This window comes from Sphingobacterium sp. lm-10, assembly GCF_023554555.1.
GTDB lineage: Bacteria > Bacteroidota > Bacteroidia > Sphingobacteriales > Sphingobacteriaceae > Sphingobacterium.
The window spans coordinates 1752072-1771336 of record NZ_JAMJWC010000001.1 but is presented as its reverse complement, the minus strand read 5'-3'; the positions used below and the strand labels follow the sequence as shown (position 1 = coordinate 1771336).

Annotated in this window: 19 protein-coding genes; 7 read left to right on the top strand and 12 right to left on the bottom strand. The window is 42.8% G+C overall.

Going from position 1 to position 19265, the window contains the following annotated elements; genetic code table 11:
• Positions 1 to 2 precede the first annotated feature (2 nt).
• The 9 genes from M8998_RS07175 to M8998_RS07135 all read right to left on the bottom strand — a co-directional run bounded on the left by M8998_RS07175 (position 3) and on the right by M8998_RS07135 (position 4735).
• On the bottom strand, positions 3 to 368 hold the full coding sequence (locus M8998_RS07175; protein ID WP_249991793.1) for a hypothetical protein: 366 nt from the start codon (positions 366 to 368) through the stop codon (positions 3 to 5).
• 102 nt (positions 369 to 470) lie between these two features.
• Positions 471 to 980: a hypothetical protein gene (locus tag M8998_RS07170; protein ID WP_249991791.1), complete on the bottom strand. Its 510-nt coding sequence runs from the start codon at positions 978 to 980 to the stop codon at positions 471 to 473.
• Between the two features lie 122 nt (positions 981 to 1102).
• Positions 1103 to 2146 (bottom strand): hypothetical protein, encoded by a 1044-nt coding sequence (locus M8998_RS07165; protein WP_249991789.1) that lies wholly within the window; start codon positions 2144 to 2146, stop codon positions 1103 to 1105.
• A gap of 30 nt (positions 2147 to 2176) precedes the next feature.
• Entirely contained in the window at positions 2177 to 2398 is a 222-nt protein-coding gene (locus tag M8998_RS07160) for a hypothetical protein (protein WP_249991787.1), read from the bottom strand.
• 2 nt (positions 2399 to 2400) lie between these two features.
• Entirely contained in the window at positions 2401 to 3414 is a 1014-nt protein-coding gene (locus M8998_RS07155) for a PcfJ domain-containing protein (RefSeq protein ID WP_249991785.1), read from the bottom strand.
• Between the two features lie 263 nt (positions 3415 to 3677).
• Entirely contained in the window at positions 3678 to 4049 is a 372-nt protein-coding gene (locus tag M8998_RS07150; RefSeq protein ID WP_249991783.1) for a PcfK-like family protein, read from the bottom strand.
• Complete coding sequence (locus M8998_RS07145) at positions 4040 to 4285, bottom strand: hypothetical protein (protein WP_249991782.1); 246 nt, start codon at positions 4283 to 4285, stop codon at positions 4040 to 4042. The genes M8998_RS07150 and M8998_RS07145 overlap by 10 nt, the downstream gene beginning before the upstream one ends.
• Positions 4278 to 4445, bottom strand: a complete 168-nt coding sequence (locus M8998_RS07140; protein ID WP_249991780.1) for a hypothetical protein — start codon at positions 4443 to 4445, stop codon at positions 4278 to 4280. Before M8998_RS07140 ends, M8998_RS07145 begins: the two co-directional genes overlap by 8 nt.
• Positions 4442 to 4735 carry a hypothetical protein gene (locus tag M8998_RS07135; protein ID WP_249991779.1) on the bottom strand — a complete coding sequence of 98 codons (294 nt, stop codon included), beginning with the start codon at positions 4733 to 4735 and terminating at the stop codon, positions 4442 to 4444. The genes M8998_RS07140 and M8998_RS07135 overlap by 4 nt, the downstream gene beginning before the upstream one ends.
• Before the next feature lie 440 nt (positions 4736 to 5175).
• On the opposite strand from M8998_RS07135, the gene M8998_RS07130 reads away from it, so the two are divergent.
• Together M8998_RS07130 and M8998_RS07125 are read left to right on the top strand one after the other, a co-directional pair.
• The gene (locus M8998_RS07130; RefSeq protein ID WP_249991777.1) at positions 5176 to 5793 is read left to right on the top strand and encodes an IMPACT family protein; all 618 of its coding nucleotides are present in this window, start codon (positions 5176 to 5178) and stop codon (positions 5791 to 5793) included.
• Positions 5790 to 6644 carry a nucleoside phosphorylase gene (locus M8998_RS07125; protein ID WP_249991775.1) on the top strand — a complete coding sequence of 285 codons (855 nt, stop codon included), beginning with the start codon at positions 5790 to 5792 and terminating at the stop codon, positions 6642 to 6644. Before M8998_RS07130 ends, M8998_RS07125 begins: the two co-directional genes overlap by 4 nt.
• Positions 6645 to 6678: 34 nt before the next feature.
• On the opposite strand, the gene M8998_RS07120 is transcribed toward M8998_RS07125, so the two are convergent.
• A complete protein-coding gene (locus tag M8998_RS07120) occupies positions 6679 to 7542 on the bottom strand; it encodes a universal stress protein (protein ID WP_249991773.1) in 864 nt (287 codons plus the stop codon).
• Positions 7543 to 7681: 139 nt separating this feature from the next.
• Between M8998_RS07120 and alaS the strand changes: the two genes are divergently transcribed.
• From alaS to M8998_RS07095, 5 genes are all read left to right on the top strand, one after another.
• Complete coding sequence (gene alaS / locus M8998_RS07115) at positions 7682 to 10297, top strand: alanine--tRNA ligase (protein WP_249991771.1); 2616 nt, start codon at positions 7682 to 7684, stop codon at positions 10295 to 10297.
• 7 nt (positions 10298 to 10304) lie between these two features.
• Positions 10305 to 11408 (top strand): TlpA family protein disulfide reductase, encoded by a 1104-nt coding sequence (locus M8998_RS07110; protein ID WP_249991768.1) that lies wholly within the window; start codon positions 10305 to 10307, stop codon positions 11406 to 11408.
• Positions 11409 to 11510: 102 nt separating this feature from the next.
• The gene (locus M8998_RS07105) at positions 11511 to 12203 is read left to right on the top strand and encodes a response regulator transcription factor (protein ID WP_249991767.1); all 693 of its coding nucleotides are present in this window, start codon (positions 11511 to 11513) and stop codon (positions 12201 to 12203) included.
• 181 nt (positions 12204 to 12384) lie between these two features.
• A complete protein-coding gene (gene glmS / locus M8998_RS07100; protein WP_249991766.1) occupies positions 12385 to 14226 on the top strand; it encodes a glutamine--fructose-6-phosphate transaminase (isomerizing) in 1842 nt (613 codons plus the stop codon).
• Positions 14227 to 14232: 6 nt separating this feature from the next.
• Positions 14233 to 16401 (top strand): DUF4954 family protein, encoded by a 2169-nt coding sequence (locus tag M8998_RS07095; protein ID WP_249991764.1) that lies wholly within the window; start codon positions 14233 to 14235, stop codon positions 16399 to 16401.
• A gap of 112 nt (positions 16402 to 16513) precedes the next feature.
• Here the strand turns inward: M8998_RS07095 and M8998_RS07090 are convergent, their stop codons facing one another.
• Entirely contained in the window at positions 16514 to 16720 is a 207-nt protein-coding gene (locus M8998_RS07090) for a heavy-metal-associated domain-containing protein (RefSeq protein WP_349665651.1), read from the bottom strand.
• Between the two features lie 54 nt (positions 16721 to 16774).
• Complete coding sequence (locus M8998_RS07085) at positions 16775 to 19204, bottom strand: heavy metal translocating P-type ATPase (RefSeq protein ID WP_502957355.1); 2430 nt, start codon at positions 19202 to 19204, stop codon at positions 16775 to 16777.
• Positions 19205 to 19265: the final 61 nt, after the last annotated feature.

The window sequence follows — 19265 nt, the reverse complement described above, 5'->3', positions numbered from 1 at the left end:
CACTAGTAATAGTCTATAATTTTACTTTCTTCACTAATTGTAAAAACTTCGGGAATTGTCAAATTCAAAATTTCCTTCCCTTGACTGTCCATAGTTTTTGATATTAAAGAGTCATCTATAACTGCCATGGAGTCTATTTCGGATGTAATTAATGTAAACATTACACTTAAATCTTTTTGGTCATCTACTTCCACAACACCACTCAATTGAATTATACCGAACGTGGACCATTTCTTTTTAATTTCAATGTCTCGATCATCCAAAGTATCTAAATCAGCTTGCCTAATTTCTGATCTTTCGAGGTGTAACTTACAGTGGCCAACTATTTTTTTGTCGATAACAAAGTCTTTTGCATTTAGTATATCCAATACGTGTAAGACTAGTTTATCTTTGTTAAGAGTCTCGGCGTTTATTGTCACTCCAATTTTATGCTTTAGTGAATCAATAGATTTAATAAAATCTCTTACAATTTACTCAGCATCAATTTCAGAACCTGGGGCAAGTAGACCAATACACTCACTCACTAAAGTCAGATTCTTTGAAGTACAAAAATCTTTATTTAGTTTTCCTTGAACATTATCAGGCAATAATTTCTTAAAGATATTACACGCTTGGTCTCTAGTTATTCCCAATTTTGAATTTACATTTTCATAGATTGATCTCCTTTTTAACGCAAGAGTTAAAAATTTTTTGAAATAATAAGGAAAAATTGTATCTTCTGATAAAGCAGGAGAATCTTCCATTTGATAATTCGTGAAGAATAACATTCGATAAAACATGTATGCAATTGCATCATGTAGAGTACCTTTTGTTTTTCCCTCAGAGTGGTTTATAAAGTCACCAAGCTCCCTTGTAAATGTGTCATGACCAACATAAAATCTTAAGTTAGTGAGTAAAAGTTCTAGATCTTCGGTTCCATAGTTCCCATTGTTAATTTTATTTACGGCTGATTCGATTTTTAATACAGTTCTTTTATTCATTAGTAATTATAAGGCCATTGGTTTGTACCTGCCTGCAAAATACATATTTTCAATCGTTAATTACATTGAGAACGACTTGCTAATAGATTATTATAATAATACCAAACAACCGAAAAATTAATTTAATCCGTACACGACCCAGCATCGCAGCTCGCGTAATCAATAAATTCCATTTGCATCTGTAAGGGTAAATCTTTGATCCATTCCATCGAAGCTGGATAAGTGCGCTTACCAACTTGTCTGCGCTTGAATGTATTCCCTTTCGCTTTCTCAGCATCATCTGCCCACATCATACGATTCAAATTTACAGGATCTTTCCATTGCTGTTGTAGCTGTTGTATGGTATGGTGAAAACACATTACGCAATTGGATATTGGAGGGAAGACATGCTCCGGCCTGCCTTTCCAATATTTTACAACCTCTGCTTTTGTAATTCCATGCTCAATCAATGGGAATGATGGCACGCGGTAATAATCCTTCTTATAGTAGTTAAACGGCGTCGGTTTTAATTTTCGCTCACCTTTGCGCACCATATCTTCCACACCCATGATATCCCACCAGCGGACAAGGTACGCTGGGATTTGCATTTGATTGATTACGGTTTGCAAATCGAAAGACGGATCTGGTGCGCGATCTTTTATTTCAACTAGACGAAAGAACATATTTACTGTTCTGTCTAGTTCGTCCAACCGGAAACCGATGCGACATTCTACTGGATCAAGTTTTGATATCCTGTGCCGAATGTAATTGTACATTGGTTCTACTTTTAGTACTTCCGTACATAACCGCTTACCACTGTTTGGTAAAAAATCCTTGGCGATATCATCATAGGTTTTGTATTTAGTTCTTCCCCAATTATGAGCAAACACAACTTCAATACCACCCATTGACTTAAGTTGCCAAGGCTGTTGCAATTCCTGAGAAAGCTTGTGCATTACAACTAATGTCCTATCATCCTCTGCACTCATCCAGAAGCCGGGATGAAACATACGTAGCCATGATTGTGCTGCCAGAAGACCATGCACTTCGCCACGTGCCCGATTCGATTCTGCTGTGTATTTGTATGCCTCCTGTTCTACGCATGCAAAGATGTTATGATCAGCAAAAAAATGGATGCCCATGAATGAAGATGTTTGTCCACCGGAAAGGCTATTTACTGTTATCATCGTATCTACTGATATTACGTGTTATCTACTTTAATTACTAATTCTAGCCAATTCCTCTGGCCAGTTCATTTTGCTTTGCCGCGTCAATGTTATGTTGTTATTCTGCCAGTTGTCCCATTTGAACGACATCACTTTTACAGACAGTTGCTCCAGCTCCCTTACTGTGCATCCGCACAAGCTTGCTACCTCATAGTGGGACATGCCCACACCGTGGAGTAGTTCTAGTACGGATGCTGCTTCTTGTTTGGTCATTGCTAATTTGCGCTCTGCAGCTGATCGTATATCCTCCGTACCTGACTGATGTTCCGATCGACAAGCTTTTTGATATCCTCGTTGTATTCCGAAGCTTTGTTGTGCAAGCCGCGAGATTGGATGATCTGCATTTCTTTTAGTGATAACTCCACCGTCTCAACTGGAACGCCTTTCACAATCGCGCTAAAGATTAAAGAATCCTGCTTTTTAAAGTAATCCCCTGTAAATACGCAATGTTTGTGAGCAATGCTTTCCTGGACGAATTCTTGTACTGATTCCAGCACCTTTACTGTCACGTCACCACTTACGAAACACAAACCAAAGAACGCCTGCTTATCTTTCAAGTATTGCTCTTCATTGTCCCTTGCACGTCGTATCTTCTCTGCTTCGGATCTTTTTCGATCCATTTCTCGTACCTTCTTTACGTAGCGGTCGTGTTCTTTGGTAAGATTTTTAGGGCAAACATATTTTGGACTTCGCAGATCCTTCCGGCATCTCGCAAGTAATCCCAGGTAATCGTAATACATCTGCGCGTCTTTGACCTTGTATTTATTTCGGATGCAGATCTTGATTGAATCCCAAAAGCGATAGGCACCATTGCTCCAACCTGTGATTTCAAAACGAAACATAGATCCTTGGCCAGCTTTCAAAAGCGTCTCTGCTCTGTTATCATATTGAATTTTGGTAAAGAAGGTATAGGGTGATACCCAATGGAAGTTCCCCTTGAAGCCTAATTTCTTGAACATCGGTAAAACTTTGGAACCATTGCAAACCTTGTCTACACTATATCGATAGCAATCTGCATCAGCATTTCTTCGCACTTCGAGATCACCGGTAAAGGAGTCTCCAAACATATTGCGAGCGCGTGCCACTACGTGATTTTTCCTTTCGACATTGAAGAAGTGCTGATAAATCTCATATATGAAGTGACGGACACGTTCTCCAGCACGGTGATGGCCATATACTTCGACAGTTCGAGATACTTGGATGCCGTCAACAATATCTAAAATAGCCATAAGCTTACGCTGAGTGAACTTTCGTTTCCTGGTTACTTCTATTTGAAGCTTCGTATTACAATGTGGGCATGTGCACCGCTTGTGTGTAGTGTGATCCTCGAAAAATTCTCCGCAATCCATACAGGTAATACCTTTCTTTGATCGATGGCCAATATGGTCCAGCACTTTGCTGTAAGCGAATTTTTCTTGCTTCTTACTGATAGGGGGAAGTTCTTTGCTTAATCCCCAAATACGATGTTGTATTTTCGTTCTTGGTTGCATAGCTAAAACATGGTTAATTGATTCTTAGAAATTATTGTTTCGTCCTTTTTGATCGGCTTTTTGGCTTTCGCTTGTTGCACCGGCTTTTCCGAAGTTGCAGGCTTTTCAATACTGCGATTGACGATCACCTTGCCGCTGATAGGCTTTCCTATATCAATGGTTTCCTCATCGTAATAGTGCATGGCCATGCCGAAGATCTCGTCATCTGCAAAGCCCATTTTGCCCGAGGACTTCACGGTATTTAGGATGTAGGTGATGCAGTCTTCGATTTTCTTTTTAGGATTGGCGAAGGACTTTGCAAAGTTGCCGTCGGTGTTGGCCACACCAGTCAGGTGATTCTGGATGATATCTTTGAAAGCGTCTGTTACTTGCATGATGAACCTCCTTTCACCAATTCTAAAACCTCCTCCGACACTTCCACTTCTTCCAGCCAGTGAGTGTAGCCAATTTCCATGAGGTGCTGCCGATCTTCAAGCTCTATAAGACGTAGTGGTATTGCATGTCTAACGTTGCAATTATCGACGAATACCACTTTATCCAATGGATGCTGCTTCTCGCCAACAACCGGCATACGCTCAGCGATTGGTACTTCTATGTATATTTTAGGCATTGTCACTTCCTCCTTTCCCCTTCACTGGCTTAGCCAGATAAGGTGATGTAAATGATTCTACTTCCTCACGTTCCGGGGCGATATCGTAGATACCTGGTGCCAATTCGATAGCCGGCGCTTCGATCTGATCGAGCGCGTCTATAATTTCCTGATCTCTCATGATAGCATTTCGATGAAAAGGGTTAGCATTCTTACGCTGTTAATGCGATGGAGGTGATCTTCCTTGTTGCCGTTAAGGAGAAAGACTTTTGAAAAACCCACCACGCACAGCGTGCCAAGTTGAGTATCTAAGGAATGATAATGCTCATTGGCATTTGACCAAGCCAGACCATTATCTGTAAAGCCAAGTTCGCGAAGCGCGTATGGATGAAAGGTGTTATTCGATACTTTACCAGTAGCTTCTACCGGCTGCGGTATTTTTTGAAGTGTGTAATTGTTTGCTGTGTTCATTTCTTAAAGTTTTGAAATGGTCACTCGCAAAATCGGGGAGGTCTAATCGGCGAATGGCAGAATAATCATTTGAGAATTCATATTCACACCACCCTGATCGGATAAGCCGCTTAACTCCCAAAGTAAATCCATCTGGATCTTTCGGGGCAAGGCTGCTTATGGCAATCGTATCGCCTATATTAATCGTCATCAATTTTTTGAGAACCAGTTTGTCAAAGTCAAGCCTCATAACATTTTAATTGTGACGTACTGATGCAAATGTATAAACATGTCACGACATGTCAAAATATAATTTTCAAAAAAATAGTAAGTTTGCATTCAGGAGGGTGGGATGTGATGTAATTATATGAGTATTCTTATGGATAAAATATACTAATAATTTACAATTACATCATTATTTTTCATTAATTACTTGTATATCAGTATTTAACATATTTTATTTGAGTCTATTTGAAGATACATACCGTACGATAGGGAAATCATACGAAGGCCTGTTTAGAGATAAGGGCAGTAAGTTTATAGCATATGCTTTTCCGTTTGAAGACGAGGTACAATTAAAAGATATTATAGCAGAGTTGAAGCTGTTGCACCCAAAAGCGCGGCACCATTGCTACGCGTATCGGCTATCGCCAGATCGCTCTGTGTTTCGTATTAATGATGATGGCGAACCGTCGGGCACTGCCGGCCGCCCAATCCTCAATGTACTGCTATCTTTGGATGTTACCAACATCTTAGTGGTAGTCGTTCGCTATTTTGGAGGAACACTGTTGGGTGTTTCCGGGTTGATCAATGCGTATAAAACCGCGACTCAACTTGCATTGGAAGAGGCGGAAATCCTGGAAAAAACTACGGATGACATCTATGAAGTTCAATTCCCATATTTGCAGATGAATGATATTATGCGTATCATTAAGGAAGAGAATGCCACGATTCAGGAGCAACAGTTTGATAATAATTGTGTGATTCGGATCGCGATCCGAAAGATGCAAGTAAATGCAGTTATCGGACGGCTGGAGAAAGTTGGCCAAACAAACCTTCGTTATCTGAAAACCATATGATCAATGATTCTGAGCTAATACTCAACCAAGATGGTAGCGTGTATCATCTTAACTTACTGCCTGAAGATATTGCAGATACCATCATTTTTGTAGGAGATCAGGAGCGTGTGCCGCTGGTATCCCGGCATTTTGACGATATCGAAATCGTTAAGGGAAAGCGAGAATTTATTACCCATACCGGCCATCTGCGAGGCAAGCGTATATCGGTTGTTTCTACCGGTATCGGCACCGACAATATTGATATTGTCATCAACGAGATTGACGCTCTTTTTAATGTTGATTTGCAAACTAAGGTATTAAATTCGAAGATTAAATCAGTCGATATTATTCGTATCGGTACCAGTGGATCTATGCGCCGCGATATAGAAATTGATCAAATTATCGTCAGTGAATTTGCAGTAGGATTTGATAGCTTGATGCAATTTTATAAAAAGCAGTATACCGACGAAGAAATTCGAATTCGGGAAGTGGTGACCGAAGCATTCGCAACCTTGGACATCAGGCCTTATGTTGGTAAGGCCAATGAGTCTCTGTTAGAAAAATATGCACACGATCTTCCTAGAGGAATCACCGTAACAGCCCCAGGATTTTATGGTCCGCAAGGTCGCAAAGTGCGTACACAGGAAACAGCTCCTCAATTTATAGAAGTTGCTGGCAACCTAGCTATTGATGGTCGGCATATTACCAATCTGGAGATGGAAACTGCTGGTATTTATGCGCTATCTAACATGTTTGGACACAGAGCTATCTCAATCAACGCCATTCTAGCCAGTCGGGTAGATACACGTTTCAGTGAGCAGCCGCAAGCAGTCATCGAGCGCGCTATAGAATTAGTTTTGGAGCGCTTCTAACCACTCTGTAGGTTACTATAGTAGTAAGTGCTTTTTAATCTTCATCAATACGGTCAAAGAAGGTTGGTTTTCTGAGCTCTAACGCTATTGCTTTGGATACCGAAGATTTAAATAACCTTTCGAAGAAAGATTTTCGCGTTTTTGTGACCAAAATTACATCAGGATTTCCTTTCTCAATCATACTGTTTACCACCTCTGGTACGGTATCCAAATCTACGTCATTTTTTGATATAGGGGCGCTTTCGATATCAACTTGTTTGATAAGATCCATCTCACGGATATTAAATGCCCACGATTGTAAATGCTCCTGCATGGCATCTAGATCACTTTCTTCACGGTACACATGTGTTAAGGAAAGTTGCTCAGGCTTACCCATTGTTTCTATAAAGGAACGCAACGTTTCCAATTCTTCGGGTTTGAACTTCGTGAGTAAACTGATATGTTGCAAGGCAAAAGTGCTTTGACCTTCTGGTACTGCAACAACCGGAATAGGTGATTTGGCAGTGATCGCCACGGTAGTGCTGCCGTAATAAATCGATTTTTTTGCAGAGGATCCCGTGGCACCCATCACAATAAGTGCGTACCGGCTGTCACCTGCTTCCACAGGTAATTTTTCATCAATCAATCCCCGCACGCATACCGAGGTAATGGTTAATTCTGGAAAAGAAATCATCAACTCGTCTTTAAGCTCCTTCATCAACACATCTGCTTTCAATAAAGAGCTGTCTTCCAAAAGCGCTTCGTTATTTGATTCGCTGGCGAAATTAGCGGTATTGCTGGTATAAAAATGTAGTAAATGCACGTCGTAGCCTTTATGTTTTGCCAATTGGCAGGCATACCGTACAGCACTGATAGAATTTTTAGAAAAGTCTGTGGGAACCAGAATAGTATTTCGCATAGTGTTGCTAATAGTCGTGTCTTTGTTTGGTTAAATATAGAGAATTAATTTGATTTCTTATCCAAAACCTGTGCCATTAGCGCCATTTCCTCATCAAATTTCAGTAAATTTGCGATTCAAATTTTAGGCACATTTTTAAATGACTAGTAGAGAAATTCGCGAAGCATTCTTAACCTTTTTTCAAGAAAAGGGACACCAAATTGTACCATCGGCACCTGTTGTCGTCAAAAATGATCCCACACTGATGTTTACCAACGCCGGTATGAATCAGTTTAAGGAGTTGTTTTTGGGAGAGAGTGACGCCACTTATTCCCGTGTTACGGATAGCCAACGCTGCTTGCGGGTGTCTGGAAAGCATAATGACTTAGAAGAAGTAGGTATCGACACCTACCATCATACACTATTTGAAATGTTGGGCAATTGGTCTTTTGGAGATTACTTTAAGAAAGAAGCGATAGCCTGGGCTTGGGAATTATTGACAAGAATATATAAACTGGATGTTGATCGATTGTATGTCACCATCTTTGAGGGCGACGAACGCGATGGGTTGGCCAAGGATACAGAAGCATACGATTTATGGAAAAGCTTTATTGCAGAGGATCGTATTCTATTAGGTAATAAAAAAGATAATTTTTGGGAGATGGGCGATACAGGTCCTTGTGGTCCATGCTCAGAAATCCATTATGATATGCGTCCAGATTCCGAGCGCGCATCTGTACCGGGTAAAGATTTAGTGAATAATGATGATCCACAGGTCATCGAGATCTGGAACCTCGTATTCATGCAGTATAATCGGTTGAAGTCGGGTACACTAGAATCTTTGCCTGCACAGCATGTGGATACCGGAATGGGGTTTGAGCGTTTGGTACGCGCGATTCAGGGAAAGGTATCCAATTACGATACCGATGTTTTTCAACCTTTGATCAGCTACACTTCTCAGCGATCAGGAATACCCTATGGTCGTGAAGAGCAGACCGACATTGCGATGCGTGTCTTGGCCGATCACGTACGTGCAGTAAGTTTCACGATTGCCGATGGGCAATTGCCGTCCAACAACAAAGCTGGATATGTAATCCGTAGGATTTTGCGTCGTGCTGTGCGTTATGCCTATACATTTCTAGGTTTTAAAGAACCTTTTTTGAATGAATTGGTGCCCTTATTGGCGCAACAATTCAAGGGAGTATTCGATGTGCTGTCTGATCAGGAAGCATTCGTGCAAAAGGTGGTCTTGGAAGAAGAATTATCCTTCCTTCGTACATTGACTACCGGGATCCAACGTTTCGAAAGTTATGACAACAAGGCCACACAGATCGATGGCGATTTTGCTTTTGAGTTGTTTGATACCTTTGGTTTTCCAATTGATTTAACCGAGCTATTGGCACGCGAAAAAGGTCTAACCGTAGATATGGAAGGTTTTCAAGTGGCACTAAACCGCCAAAAAGAACGTTCCAGAGCGGCGACTACGTTAGATACTTCCGATTGGACTGTATTGCAGGAAGATGTACAAACTGAATTTGTAGGTTATGATACGTTGACAGCACAGGCGCACATGGTGAAATACCGTAAGGTGACTGCCAAAGGCAAAGACCAATATCAATTGATTTTGGATGTTACACCTTTCTACCCCGAGGGTGGTGGTCAAGTAGGCGATGTAGGTACATTGATTAACATGACTACGCAAGAAAAAATTCAGATCGTCGCTACCAAGAAAGAAAATGCGCTGATTGTGCATTTTGTCGATAAGTTACCGACGTCGCTAGAAGGAGAATTTGCGGCTACTGTAGATGCCGGAAAGCGAGCCGATTCAGAAGCCAATCACTCTGCGACACATTTGTTGCATGCCGCGCTGCGCGAAGTGTTGGGCACGCATGTGCAGCAGAAGGGTTCGCTAGTATCTCCTGATGTATTGCGCTTTGATATCACGCATTTCTCTAAAATTACGGAGGAGGAAATCAGACGAGTAGAAGATATCGTCAATACAAAAATACGGGCCAATATTGCACTGAAAGAAGAGCGTAATATACCTTATCAAGAGGCGATCGCATCTGGCGTTACGGCATTATTTGGTGAAAAATACGGTGAATACGTCCGCGTGATTACCTTTGACGACAATTTCTCCAAAGAGCTATGTGGCGGCACACATGTATCAGCTACGGGTAAGATCGGCTTCTTTAAGATTGTCAGTGAATCTGCTGTCGCGGCAGGGGTGCGTCGTATAGAGGCTGTGACAGGAAGCCGCTCCGCTACGTTGATAAGAGAACAGTTTGATGTGGTGAATAACATGAAGGAATTACTCCATAATCCAAAAGACTTCGTCGGCGCATTGTCGAAGATGCTTGAGGAGAATGGTGCTTTGAAGAAAGAGGTACAGCAAGCCATCACTGCTCGCTCGCTAGCATTGAAGGCGGAGCTATTGAATAAGGTGGAAGCGATAGGAGACGCACACTATCTGTCGGCTCGTGTGGAGATTCCAAATGCCGATGCAGTAAAGGGATTGGCGTATGCCCTTCGCGATGCCGTTCCAAACTTATTTTTGGTATTGGCTACGGTGATCGACGATAAGCCGTTCTTGTTAGTGATGATTGCCGAAGATCTTGCCAAGTCGAAAGGATGGAATGCGGGTGGTATTATTCGCGAACTGGCCAAAGAGGTGCAGGGTGGAGGTGGCGGTCAGCCGTTTTTTGCCACAGCAGGCGGTAAGGATGTAACTGGGATTGAACGCTCTTTACAGCGTGCTCGTGAATTTGTAGTTTAATATGAAAATGATCAAGATCTGCTATCGACTATGTGTAGCAACGCTATTTTTTGCAGCAATACAGGCCTGCGATTCTAAGGAAAATATTGCCATCTCCGGTACGATCGAAAATCCAGGTAATATTAAAGTAGTTTCCTTTTATGAAGGAGAACGTAAACTGGATTCCGTGTTTATCGCCGATGGCAATCGTTTTCGTTTCGAGCGTGGTAGTACGCAGCCGCGCTTGCTCACCTTAGCGGTCGGCAAGAATCGTTATCCAATCATCTTAGAGCCCGGACAGCCGGTAAAGTTTGAGACAGATCTACAACAGCCAGAGCAGTATCAAGTATCCGGATCTGAACTCTCTGAAGTACTCAAAGCATTTGCGCCAGCAAAAAATCGTATCGAATTTGTACAGGACTCCCTGCAAACAGTGTTTACCAAAGCTACTGCCGACAAATCTTCCGAGCAGATTCAAAATCTTCGAAGTGAAATGTTGCAGGCATTTGAACCGCATATGCAACGCTATATAAAACAAGCAGTCGCTTTTGCTAATGAGCAGCCTAATCTGGCAGGATTCTATGCGATGAGTACATTGGAGCCGGAAATGGCGGAGGTAGAATTGATTGCCTATGGTGATAAAATTAAAAACCAATTTACAGACAATAGGTATGTCAGCGAGTTTAAAGCAGAGGTCGATAAATTGCGGGCATTGGCCATTGGACAAGAGGCGCCTTATTTTGAGGCATACACGCCGCAAAATAAGCTCGTTAAACTAACGGATTACCAAGGTAAATATACCTTGGTTGATTTTTGGGCTTCTTGGTGCATGCCTTGTCGTGAGGAAAATCCGAATATTGTGAAGCAATACGAAGCATTTAAGGATAGAGGATTTGAAGTATTGGGAGTATCTCTTGATGATAATCCTGGGCCATGGATGGGTGCGATCGAGGCCGACGGATTAACGTGGACAAATATCTCAGATCTGAAAGCCTGGAGCTCTCACCTGATTATCGATTATCGCATTAGAGCGATACCCACATCCTATCTATTAGATCCGGAAGGAAAGATTATTGCGAAGAATCTGCGGGGCAAAGCGCTTGAAGATTTTCTTAAGAAAACCTTAAATTAATAGTGATCGGATGTTATTACATCTTGCATTGGTTAACAATATCATAACATTTGTGTAACTTTATCTTACCATTAAGTACATACTTTAGTAGAAAAAATGAGTATGAGCAATCCCAAACCAAAAATTTTGGTTGTCGATGACGAACAAGATATTGTAGACATCATATCCTATAACCTCAGCAAAGAGGGCTTCCAGGTATCTACTGCCAATAATGGCAAAGAAGCGATACGGGTGGCCAAAGAAATTAATCCAGATTTAATTATTCTGGATGTGATGATGCCTGAGATGGACGGAATCGAAGCTTGTCGACTCATGCGGTCTATGCCAGAGTTCAAAAATACTTTTGTGATCTTTTTGACGGCACGTAGCGAAGAATACTCAGAGATTGCTGGTTTCCATGTTGGTGCAGATGATTATATCGCCAAGCCGATCAAACCTCGTGCTTTGATCAGTCGGATTAATGCTATCTTGCGTAGGAATGCGCACGATGCCAGCGATGATCAGACGGATAAACTGGAGATCATGGATTTGGTGATTGACCGCGATTCTTTCTTGGTTTTCAGAGGGGAGGAAAAATTTGTGCTCGCCAAGAAGGAATTTGAACTCTTGTATTTATTAGCTTCCAAACCGAACAAAGTATTTACACGGGAACAGATTTTAAAAGCGATCTGGGAAGATTCTGTCGTTGTGACAAACCGCACGATCGATGTACATATTCGTAAATTAAGAGAAAAGATTGGAGAGCTTTATGTCACCACGGTAAAAGGGGTTGGCTATAAGTTCGAATTAAACTAATACGTTTTAGTTTTTAATCGGTATTATATATAGCGCCTGCTTCCAATTGGAAGCAGGCGCTATGTATTTACAACCTGCCGAAAAAACGGAATTGACCCGGCCGAATGTCTACGATAATTGATATATTCGAACGATTTTATCGGTTTTAGGAAATAAAAATTAAATTTTACAAGTAGCATATATGTGCGGAATAGTAGGTTATACAGGGGGCAAGCAAGCGTATCCAATCCTGATTGATGGGTTGAAAAAATTAGAATATAGGGGTTATGATAGTTCGGGTATTGCTTTACTACAAGATCGGGGTGTCTCCGTATTTAAAAAAGAAGGAAAAGTTGCTCGTTTAGAGGAGCATGTTGGCGTTAGCGATGTCGCGTCGCATACGGGTATAGGGCATACACGTTGGGCTACGCACGGCGAGCCCTGTGATCGCAATGCACATCCGCATTTGTCGAGATCTGGCCGTATCGCCATGATTCATAATGGAATTATTGAAAATTATGCTCAGCTTAAAACAGAATTGCTGAAGGATGGCTACGTCTTCCATAGTGATACCGATTCAGAAGTACTCCTGAACTTCATTGAAGATATCCAGATTAAAAATGAGTGTTCGCTCGAAGAAGCCATTCGCATTGCATTAAAGCGGGTGACGGGAGCGTATGTGATCTTGCTGATTGATCAGGCCCATCCAGATACGATTATTGCGGCTCGGAAGGGAAGCCCGTTGGTCATCGGTATTGGCCAGAATGAGCACTTTCTGGGGTCGGATGCATCACCTATGTTGGCTTATACTAAAGAAGTGGTGTACATCAATGACTACGAGTTAGCCATTGTGAAACCGGATGAATTGATCCTCAAAAACCTGGGTAACGAGGTCATTACACCGTTCGTGCAAAAATTAGACATGGAATTGGCGGCCATAGAAAAAAATGGTTATGACCACTTCATGCTGAAGGAAATTTTTGAACAGCCTCAAACTATTTTTGATTCCCTACGTGGCCGCATGGATGCACAGAAGAATCAAATTACCTTGAGTGGTATTGACGCCATTGCAGACAAGATTATGGCAGCTCGTCGCATCATTATCGTTGCCTGTGGCACCAGCTGGCATTCGGCTTTAGTGGCCGAATACGTGATCGAGGAATTGTGTCGGATTAACGTGGAGGTAGAGTACGCTTCCGAATTCCGCTATCGGAATCCAATTATTTCCAGCGAAGATGTTATTATCGCCATCTCTCAAAGTGGGGAAACGGCAGATACCTTAGTGGCGCTCGAAAACGCAAAAGAACAAGGAGCCACCATCTTCGGGTTGGTGAATGTCGTCGGTTCATCGATCGCGCGTATTTCGAATGCAGGCTCGTACACGCATGCTGGTCCAGAGATCGGTGTGGCGAGTACTAAGGCCTACACCGCTCAGTTGGCGGTACTGCAATTGATCGCCTTAAAAATTGCAAAATTAAAAGGCACAATCGACGATCAGAGATTCACCTATTTCATCCAGCAACTGGATGCGGTGCCCGAAAAGGTACAGTGGATTCTGGACAATCAGGTAGAAGAGATCCAGCGTATTGCGAAGAAATACAGCGATGCCAATGACGTCTTATACCTTGGTCGCGGTTACAATTTTCCAACGGCGTTGGAAGGAGCATTAAAACTCAAGGAAATCTCCTATATCCATGCAGAAGGATATCCTGCTGCAGAGATGAAGCATGGCCCGATTGCTTTGGTCGACGAAACACTTCCGGTTATTTTTGTGGCTACTAAGGATAGTTACCACGAAAAAATAGTAAGCAACATACAAGAAATTAAAGCGCGTAAAGGAAAAATTATTGCGATTGTCAGTGAAGGAGATAACAGAGTGGAAGACTTGGCAGAAGACATTATGGTGGTGCCTAATTGCGATGAGATCATTGCGCCACTGTTGGCCGCGATACCGTTGCAATTATTAGCCTACTACATTGGAGTGGAGCGTGGTTTGGATGTAGATCAACCTCGAAACCTAGCCAAATCGGTGACCGTCGAATAAGCGCTTATGGCCTATATTAACAAGAGACCACTTCGTTCTTTGGGTTACAATTTCGTGCCCAAAGAATACTTGCCGGCAGGACAAAACGAGTACTATCTGCGTTTTCAGCAAAACCCGATAGCACCCGACCAATACCGTCCATTGACTCCCGAAGAAATCGATCAGTTGATTAAACTGGGAAACGAGTCGACGAATTGGGATGATGTGCTGGTGAGTAAAGCCGGGTTTATTCCCGATCAGATACAGCATTCTAAATTTTATGGTCTGGTACGCATCGGTAAGATGGACGAGATCTATGTAGAATACCGTGATCTACGCCTGCCCTCTGGGATTTACCATTCACAGATAGTTAGTGCAGATATCGGTGATTATTGCGCGATACATCATGTTCGGTACATGGCACATTACATCGTCGGCAATGAAGTAATCCTGACGAATATCGATGAAATGGAAACCAGCTCCAATGCAAAATTTGGGAATGGCGTGTTGAAAGATGGAGATGATCCCGAGAGTCGTATTTACCTGGAGTTGTGCAATGAGAATGGCGGACGGTCGGTATTGCCTTTCAATGGTATGCAGGCTGGAGATGTTTATCTTTGGACGCGCCACCGCGACGATGCCGATTTTCAGCGTCGGCTACATGAAATTACAGATTTGCAGTTTTCTTCTAAACGCGGTTACTACAGCGTGATCGGTGATCGCACAGTGATCAAGAATTGCCATACCATTAAAAACGTTCAAATTGGTTCAGATGCCTACATTAAAGGCGTCAATAAAATCAAAAATGTCACAGTAAACTCCATCTCTTCGGCCTACACACAGATCGGAGAAGGTTGTGAATTGGTGAATGGAATTGTAGGCTACGGATGTCGTATCTTTTATGGTGTGAAAGCCGTCAGGTTTATCCTGTCATCTTTCTCGCAATTGAAATATGGAGCCCGTCTTATCAACTCTTTTTTGGGCGACAACTCTACCATATCATGTTGTGAAGTGCTTAATTCGCTGTTGTTTCCAGCGCACGAGCAGCATCATAACAATTCATTTCTGTGCGCATCCCTAATTATGGGGCAAAGCAATATGGCGGCAGGAGCGACTGTAGGATCCAATCATAATTCCCGCGCAGCGGATGGAGAGCTGATGGCTGGTCGGGGATTCTGGCCGGGACTTTGCGTTAGTTTGAAGCACAATTCACGCTTCGCTTCGTATTCGCTGATTGTAAAAGGAGATTTTCTACATGAACTAGATATTCGCATTCCCTTTTCCCTGATCAGCAATGATGTGCAAAATGATCGTTTGGTCATCATTCCCGGCTACTGGTTTATGTACAATATGTACGCGCTAATGCGCAATACCAGTAAATTTACAGCACGCGACAACCGCAAGTTGAAAAATCAACATTTTGAATACGATGTTATCGCGCCAGATACCATTAACGAAATGTTTCACACATTTTCAGAAATCGAAGAAGCGGTGGGGTCATTAGGTGATCAGGCGCTGCAGGCACTAAAAGATCCAGCAGCAGATTTTCAGCAAGAAGTATTGCTTTCTAATGTAGAAAACTCTCGCAGAAAGGTAGTTTTAAAGAAGCCAAAGGAAGTATACCATCTGTTCCAACGTTTGATACGGTATTATGCGGCGACGCAAATGCTGGCCTACACGGAATCAAATTCGGTCGAGGATCTTTGGCAACTCTTGCAAAGTCAACCTTTCGAGCGTAAAGCATTTACTAATGTGGGCAGTCAGCTCATACCAGATAAAGATCTACGACAGCTGATAGATGATGTAAAATCGGGAATACTCAACTCTTGGTTGGAGATTCATCAACGGTATCATCAATTAAGTAGCGCATATCTCCGCGAAAAACTAGCACATAGTATCGCTTCCTTAGAAGAACTTACGGGCGTATCCGCATCTGATTGGGATGTATCTTTTTTACAAGGCTTGATAGAAGAAGCTTTGGATACAAAGCGCTGGATTCGTGATGAAATTGAACGCACGAGAGCGAAGGATTACGAAAGTGAATTTCGAAAAATGTTGTATAATTCGGATGAAGAAATGGATGTTGTGGTCGGTAAACTGTCGGACAATAGCTTCATTTTGTCTCAGAATAAGGAACTCATCGTATTTGAATCACGCGTCGAAAATCTGCTAGAGCTGCTCGCGAAAGCATCATGATATAGAAATTCAATAGCTACAGTTTACGGGGTATATAAATAAAAAAATCCTCCATTTCCTTTGTGTGAAATGGAGGATTTGTGATTCATTAAACTTTACTTTAATCTGATGGTTAGCGCTTCGTTTCTGTAGCTGTAAAGCCTGCTTTCTGTACAGCCGCAAGCACTTCGTCAGCCGTAGCCCCCGAACTCTGAACGGTCAGGATTTTTTCGGGATTATCGGTGTCCACCCCCCATTGATTTATGCCTGTCACTTGCTCCAAAAAGGGTGTCACCGCTTTGATACAGCTGCCGCAATTAATGCTGGTCTTAAATGTCAATACGTTATTTTCCATGATTATGTTGATTAATTGATGCCTAAATGATGTAATATATTATTTTGCGCTTCCTATGTTTTTCCATTTCAGACGCAGACTATTGGATACGACTGATACGCTACTCAAAGCCATGGCCGCGCTGGCGATCATCGGGCTGAGTAAAAATCCAAAACTAGGGTACAAGATTCCTGCCGCAATCGGGATGCCTACGAGATTGTAAATAAATGCCCAGAAAAGATTCTGTCGTATCGTTTTGACCGTCAATTGCGATAGCCTAATCGCGATTGGGATTTTCTGCAAATCCGAAGAGATGATGGTCATCTTCGCTACGTCCATGGCCATGTCACTTCCTTTGCCCATGGCTATGCTCACATCGGCCTGCGCCAATGCGGCACTGTCATTGATACCATCGCCCACCATACCCACGATTTTGCCTTGCGCTTGCAATTTTTTAATGTAATTCGCTTTATCTTCTGGGAGCATCTCCGATTCGAAATGCTGTATACCGGCTTGCTGTGCAATCGCTGCTGCTGTGGCTCCATTATCGCCCGTTAGCATATACGTTTTGATTCCGGCCTGGTGTAGCTGCGTAATGGCCGCCGCAGTGGTCTCTTTGATGGGATCGGAAATGGCAATTAATGCCAGCACCTGCTGCTGGTTAGCAAACCAAATCACCGTTCTGCCAGACCGTGCGTATTCCGCCGCTTTCTGCAAAAGTGATTCAGAAAGCGATATTTCATGTAGCATCATTAATTTCTGGTTTCCTGCCAGATAAAATATACCGTCATGCTCTGCCGTGATGCCTTTACCGGTAATGCTTTCAAAATTTTGCAATGCTAGGGTTTCCGTCTTTTGCCATGCCGATACGATGGCATCAGCCAACGGATGTTCTGAAAGGCGTTCCATCGCGACAAGCACCTGCCGATGCACCGTATTTTCATCCAGCCAATAACTATCTGTTACCTGCGGACGTCCCACGGTTAGCGTGCCGGTTTTATCAAATACGAGCACATCCAAATCCTTAGCCCGTTCTATACTCTCCGCATCTTTGATCAGAATTCCAGCCGCTGCTGCACGACCCACACCGACCATAATTGCCGTAGGCGTTGCCAGTCCTAAAGCACAAGGGCAGGCGATCACGAGCACCGTAACAAATGCCATGATGCCTTGCGTAAGCCAGTGTTCACCGCTAAATACGAACCAAACTACCATACTCAGCAGCGCAATACCGATCACGATTGGTACAAAAATACTGGCAATGTTATCCACTAATTTTTGTACCGGAGCTTTGCTTCCCTGAGCATGGCGCACCAGCGCAATAATTTGTGCTAAGACCGTTTCTTGACCTATTTTTTGTGCACGAAACTGAAAGCTTCCTCGATGATTTACGGTACCAGCGTAGACTGATTCTCCTGTTTTCTTCAGCACAGGTACAGACTCTCCGCTCAGCATGCTTTCATCCACGTAGGATTCTCCACCCACGACCAAGCCATCTACCGGAATCTTTTCTCCCGGCCGCACCAACAGAAGATCTTCTATTAATACGTCCGAGATATTTATTTCCTGCTGCTCACCTTGCTCATTCAAGCGAATAACCGTCTTGGGTTGCATCCCCATCAAGGTATTGATCGCATCGGAAGTGTGGCTCTTCGCACGTTCTTCCAATAATTTGCCAAGTAGTACGAAGGCAATGATCACTGCTGCTGCCTCGAAATAAACATGGGCTTCTAAGCCACTTTCCAACCAAAATTCAGGGAAAAATAAGGTGAAAACACTAAAGATATAAGCCGTACCCGTGCTTAAGGCGACCAGTGTATCCATGTTGACGGCACGATACTTTGCTTGTTTCCAGGCATGCACAAAAAAATCTCGTCCGACCCAAAACACCAATGGCGTAGTACCCATAAACATGATCCAGTTGGCATAAGGAGCATGCATCAAAAACATGCCGTACACCAATACCGGTAGCGCTAACAATAGGGCGAAGAAAGTTTTACGCTTTAATTTGTAGTACTGCTCTTGTTGTATCGCGTCCCGCTTTTCTTCACGGGATGCTGCAGGTGCCAATAGTAAATCAAAGCCAATAGAGCGAACTACTTTTTGCATATCCTGTTCCTGAATCAGGTTAGGCAGATACTCCACGCGCGCACTGGTATTCGCAAAGTTTACATCGGCTTGCAGTATACCCGGTTGTGCCAATAGCATACTTTGAATGCTGCCAGCGCAAGAAGCACAGCTCATATCTAATACGGGTATCTCTTGCTTTTCCGTCTGTGGAGCGAACCCTTGTTGCTTAAGTAAGGCGACTGTGCGAGCTAGCAGTTCCCTATCTGCGCTATCCACCGTGAGACGCTGTTTCTGTAGTTTTACATTTGCCGCAATGCCGGCACGCTCCAGCGCTTGCTGTATAGTATCCTCATCCGCCGGGGCAAGACGATCTTTATTTAATAAAATGATTGTGCTTACGATCTTATCTTCCATCATCATGTAAACCAATAGCGGTTGTCTACACAAAGATCGTTACTAGAAAGGGGTGGATGCTTACGTT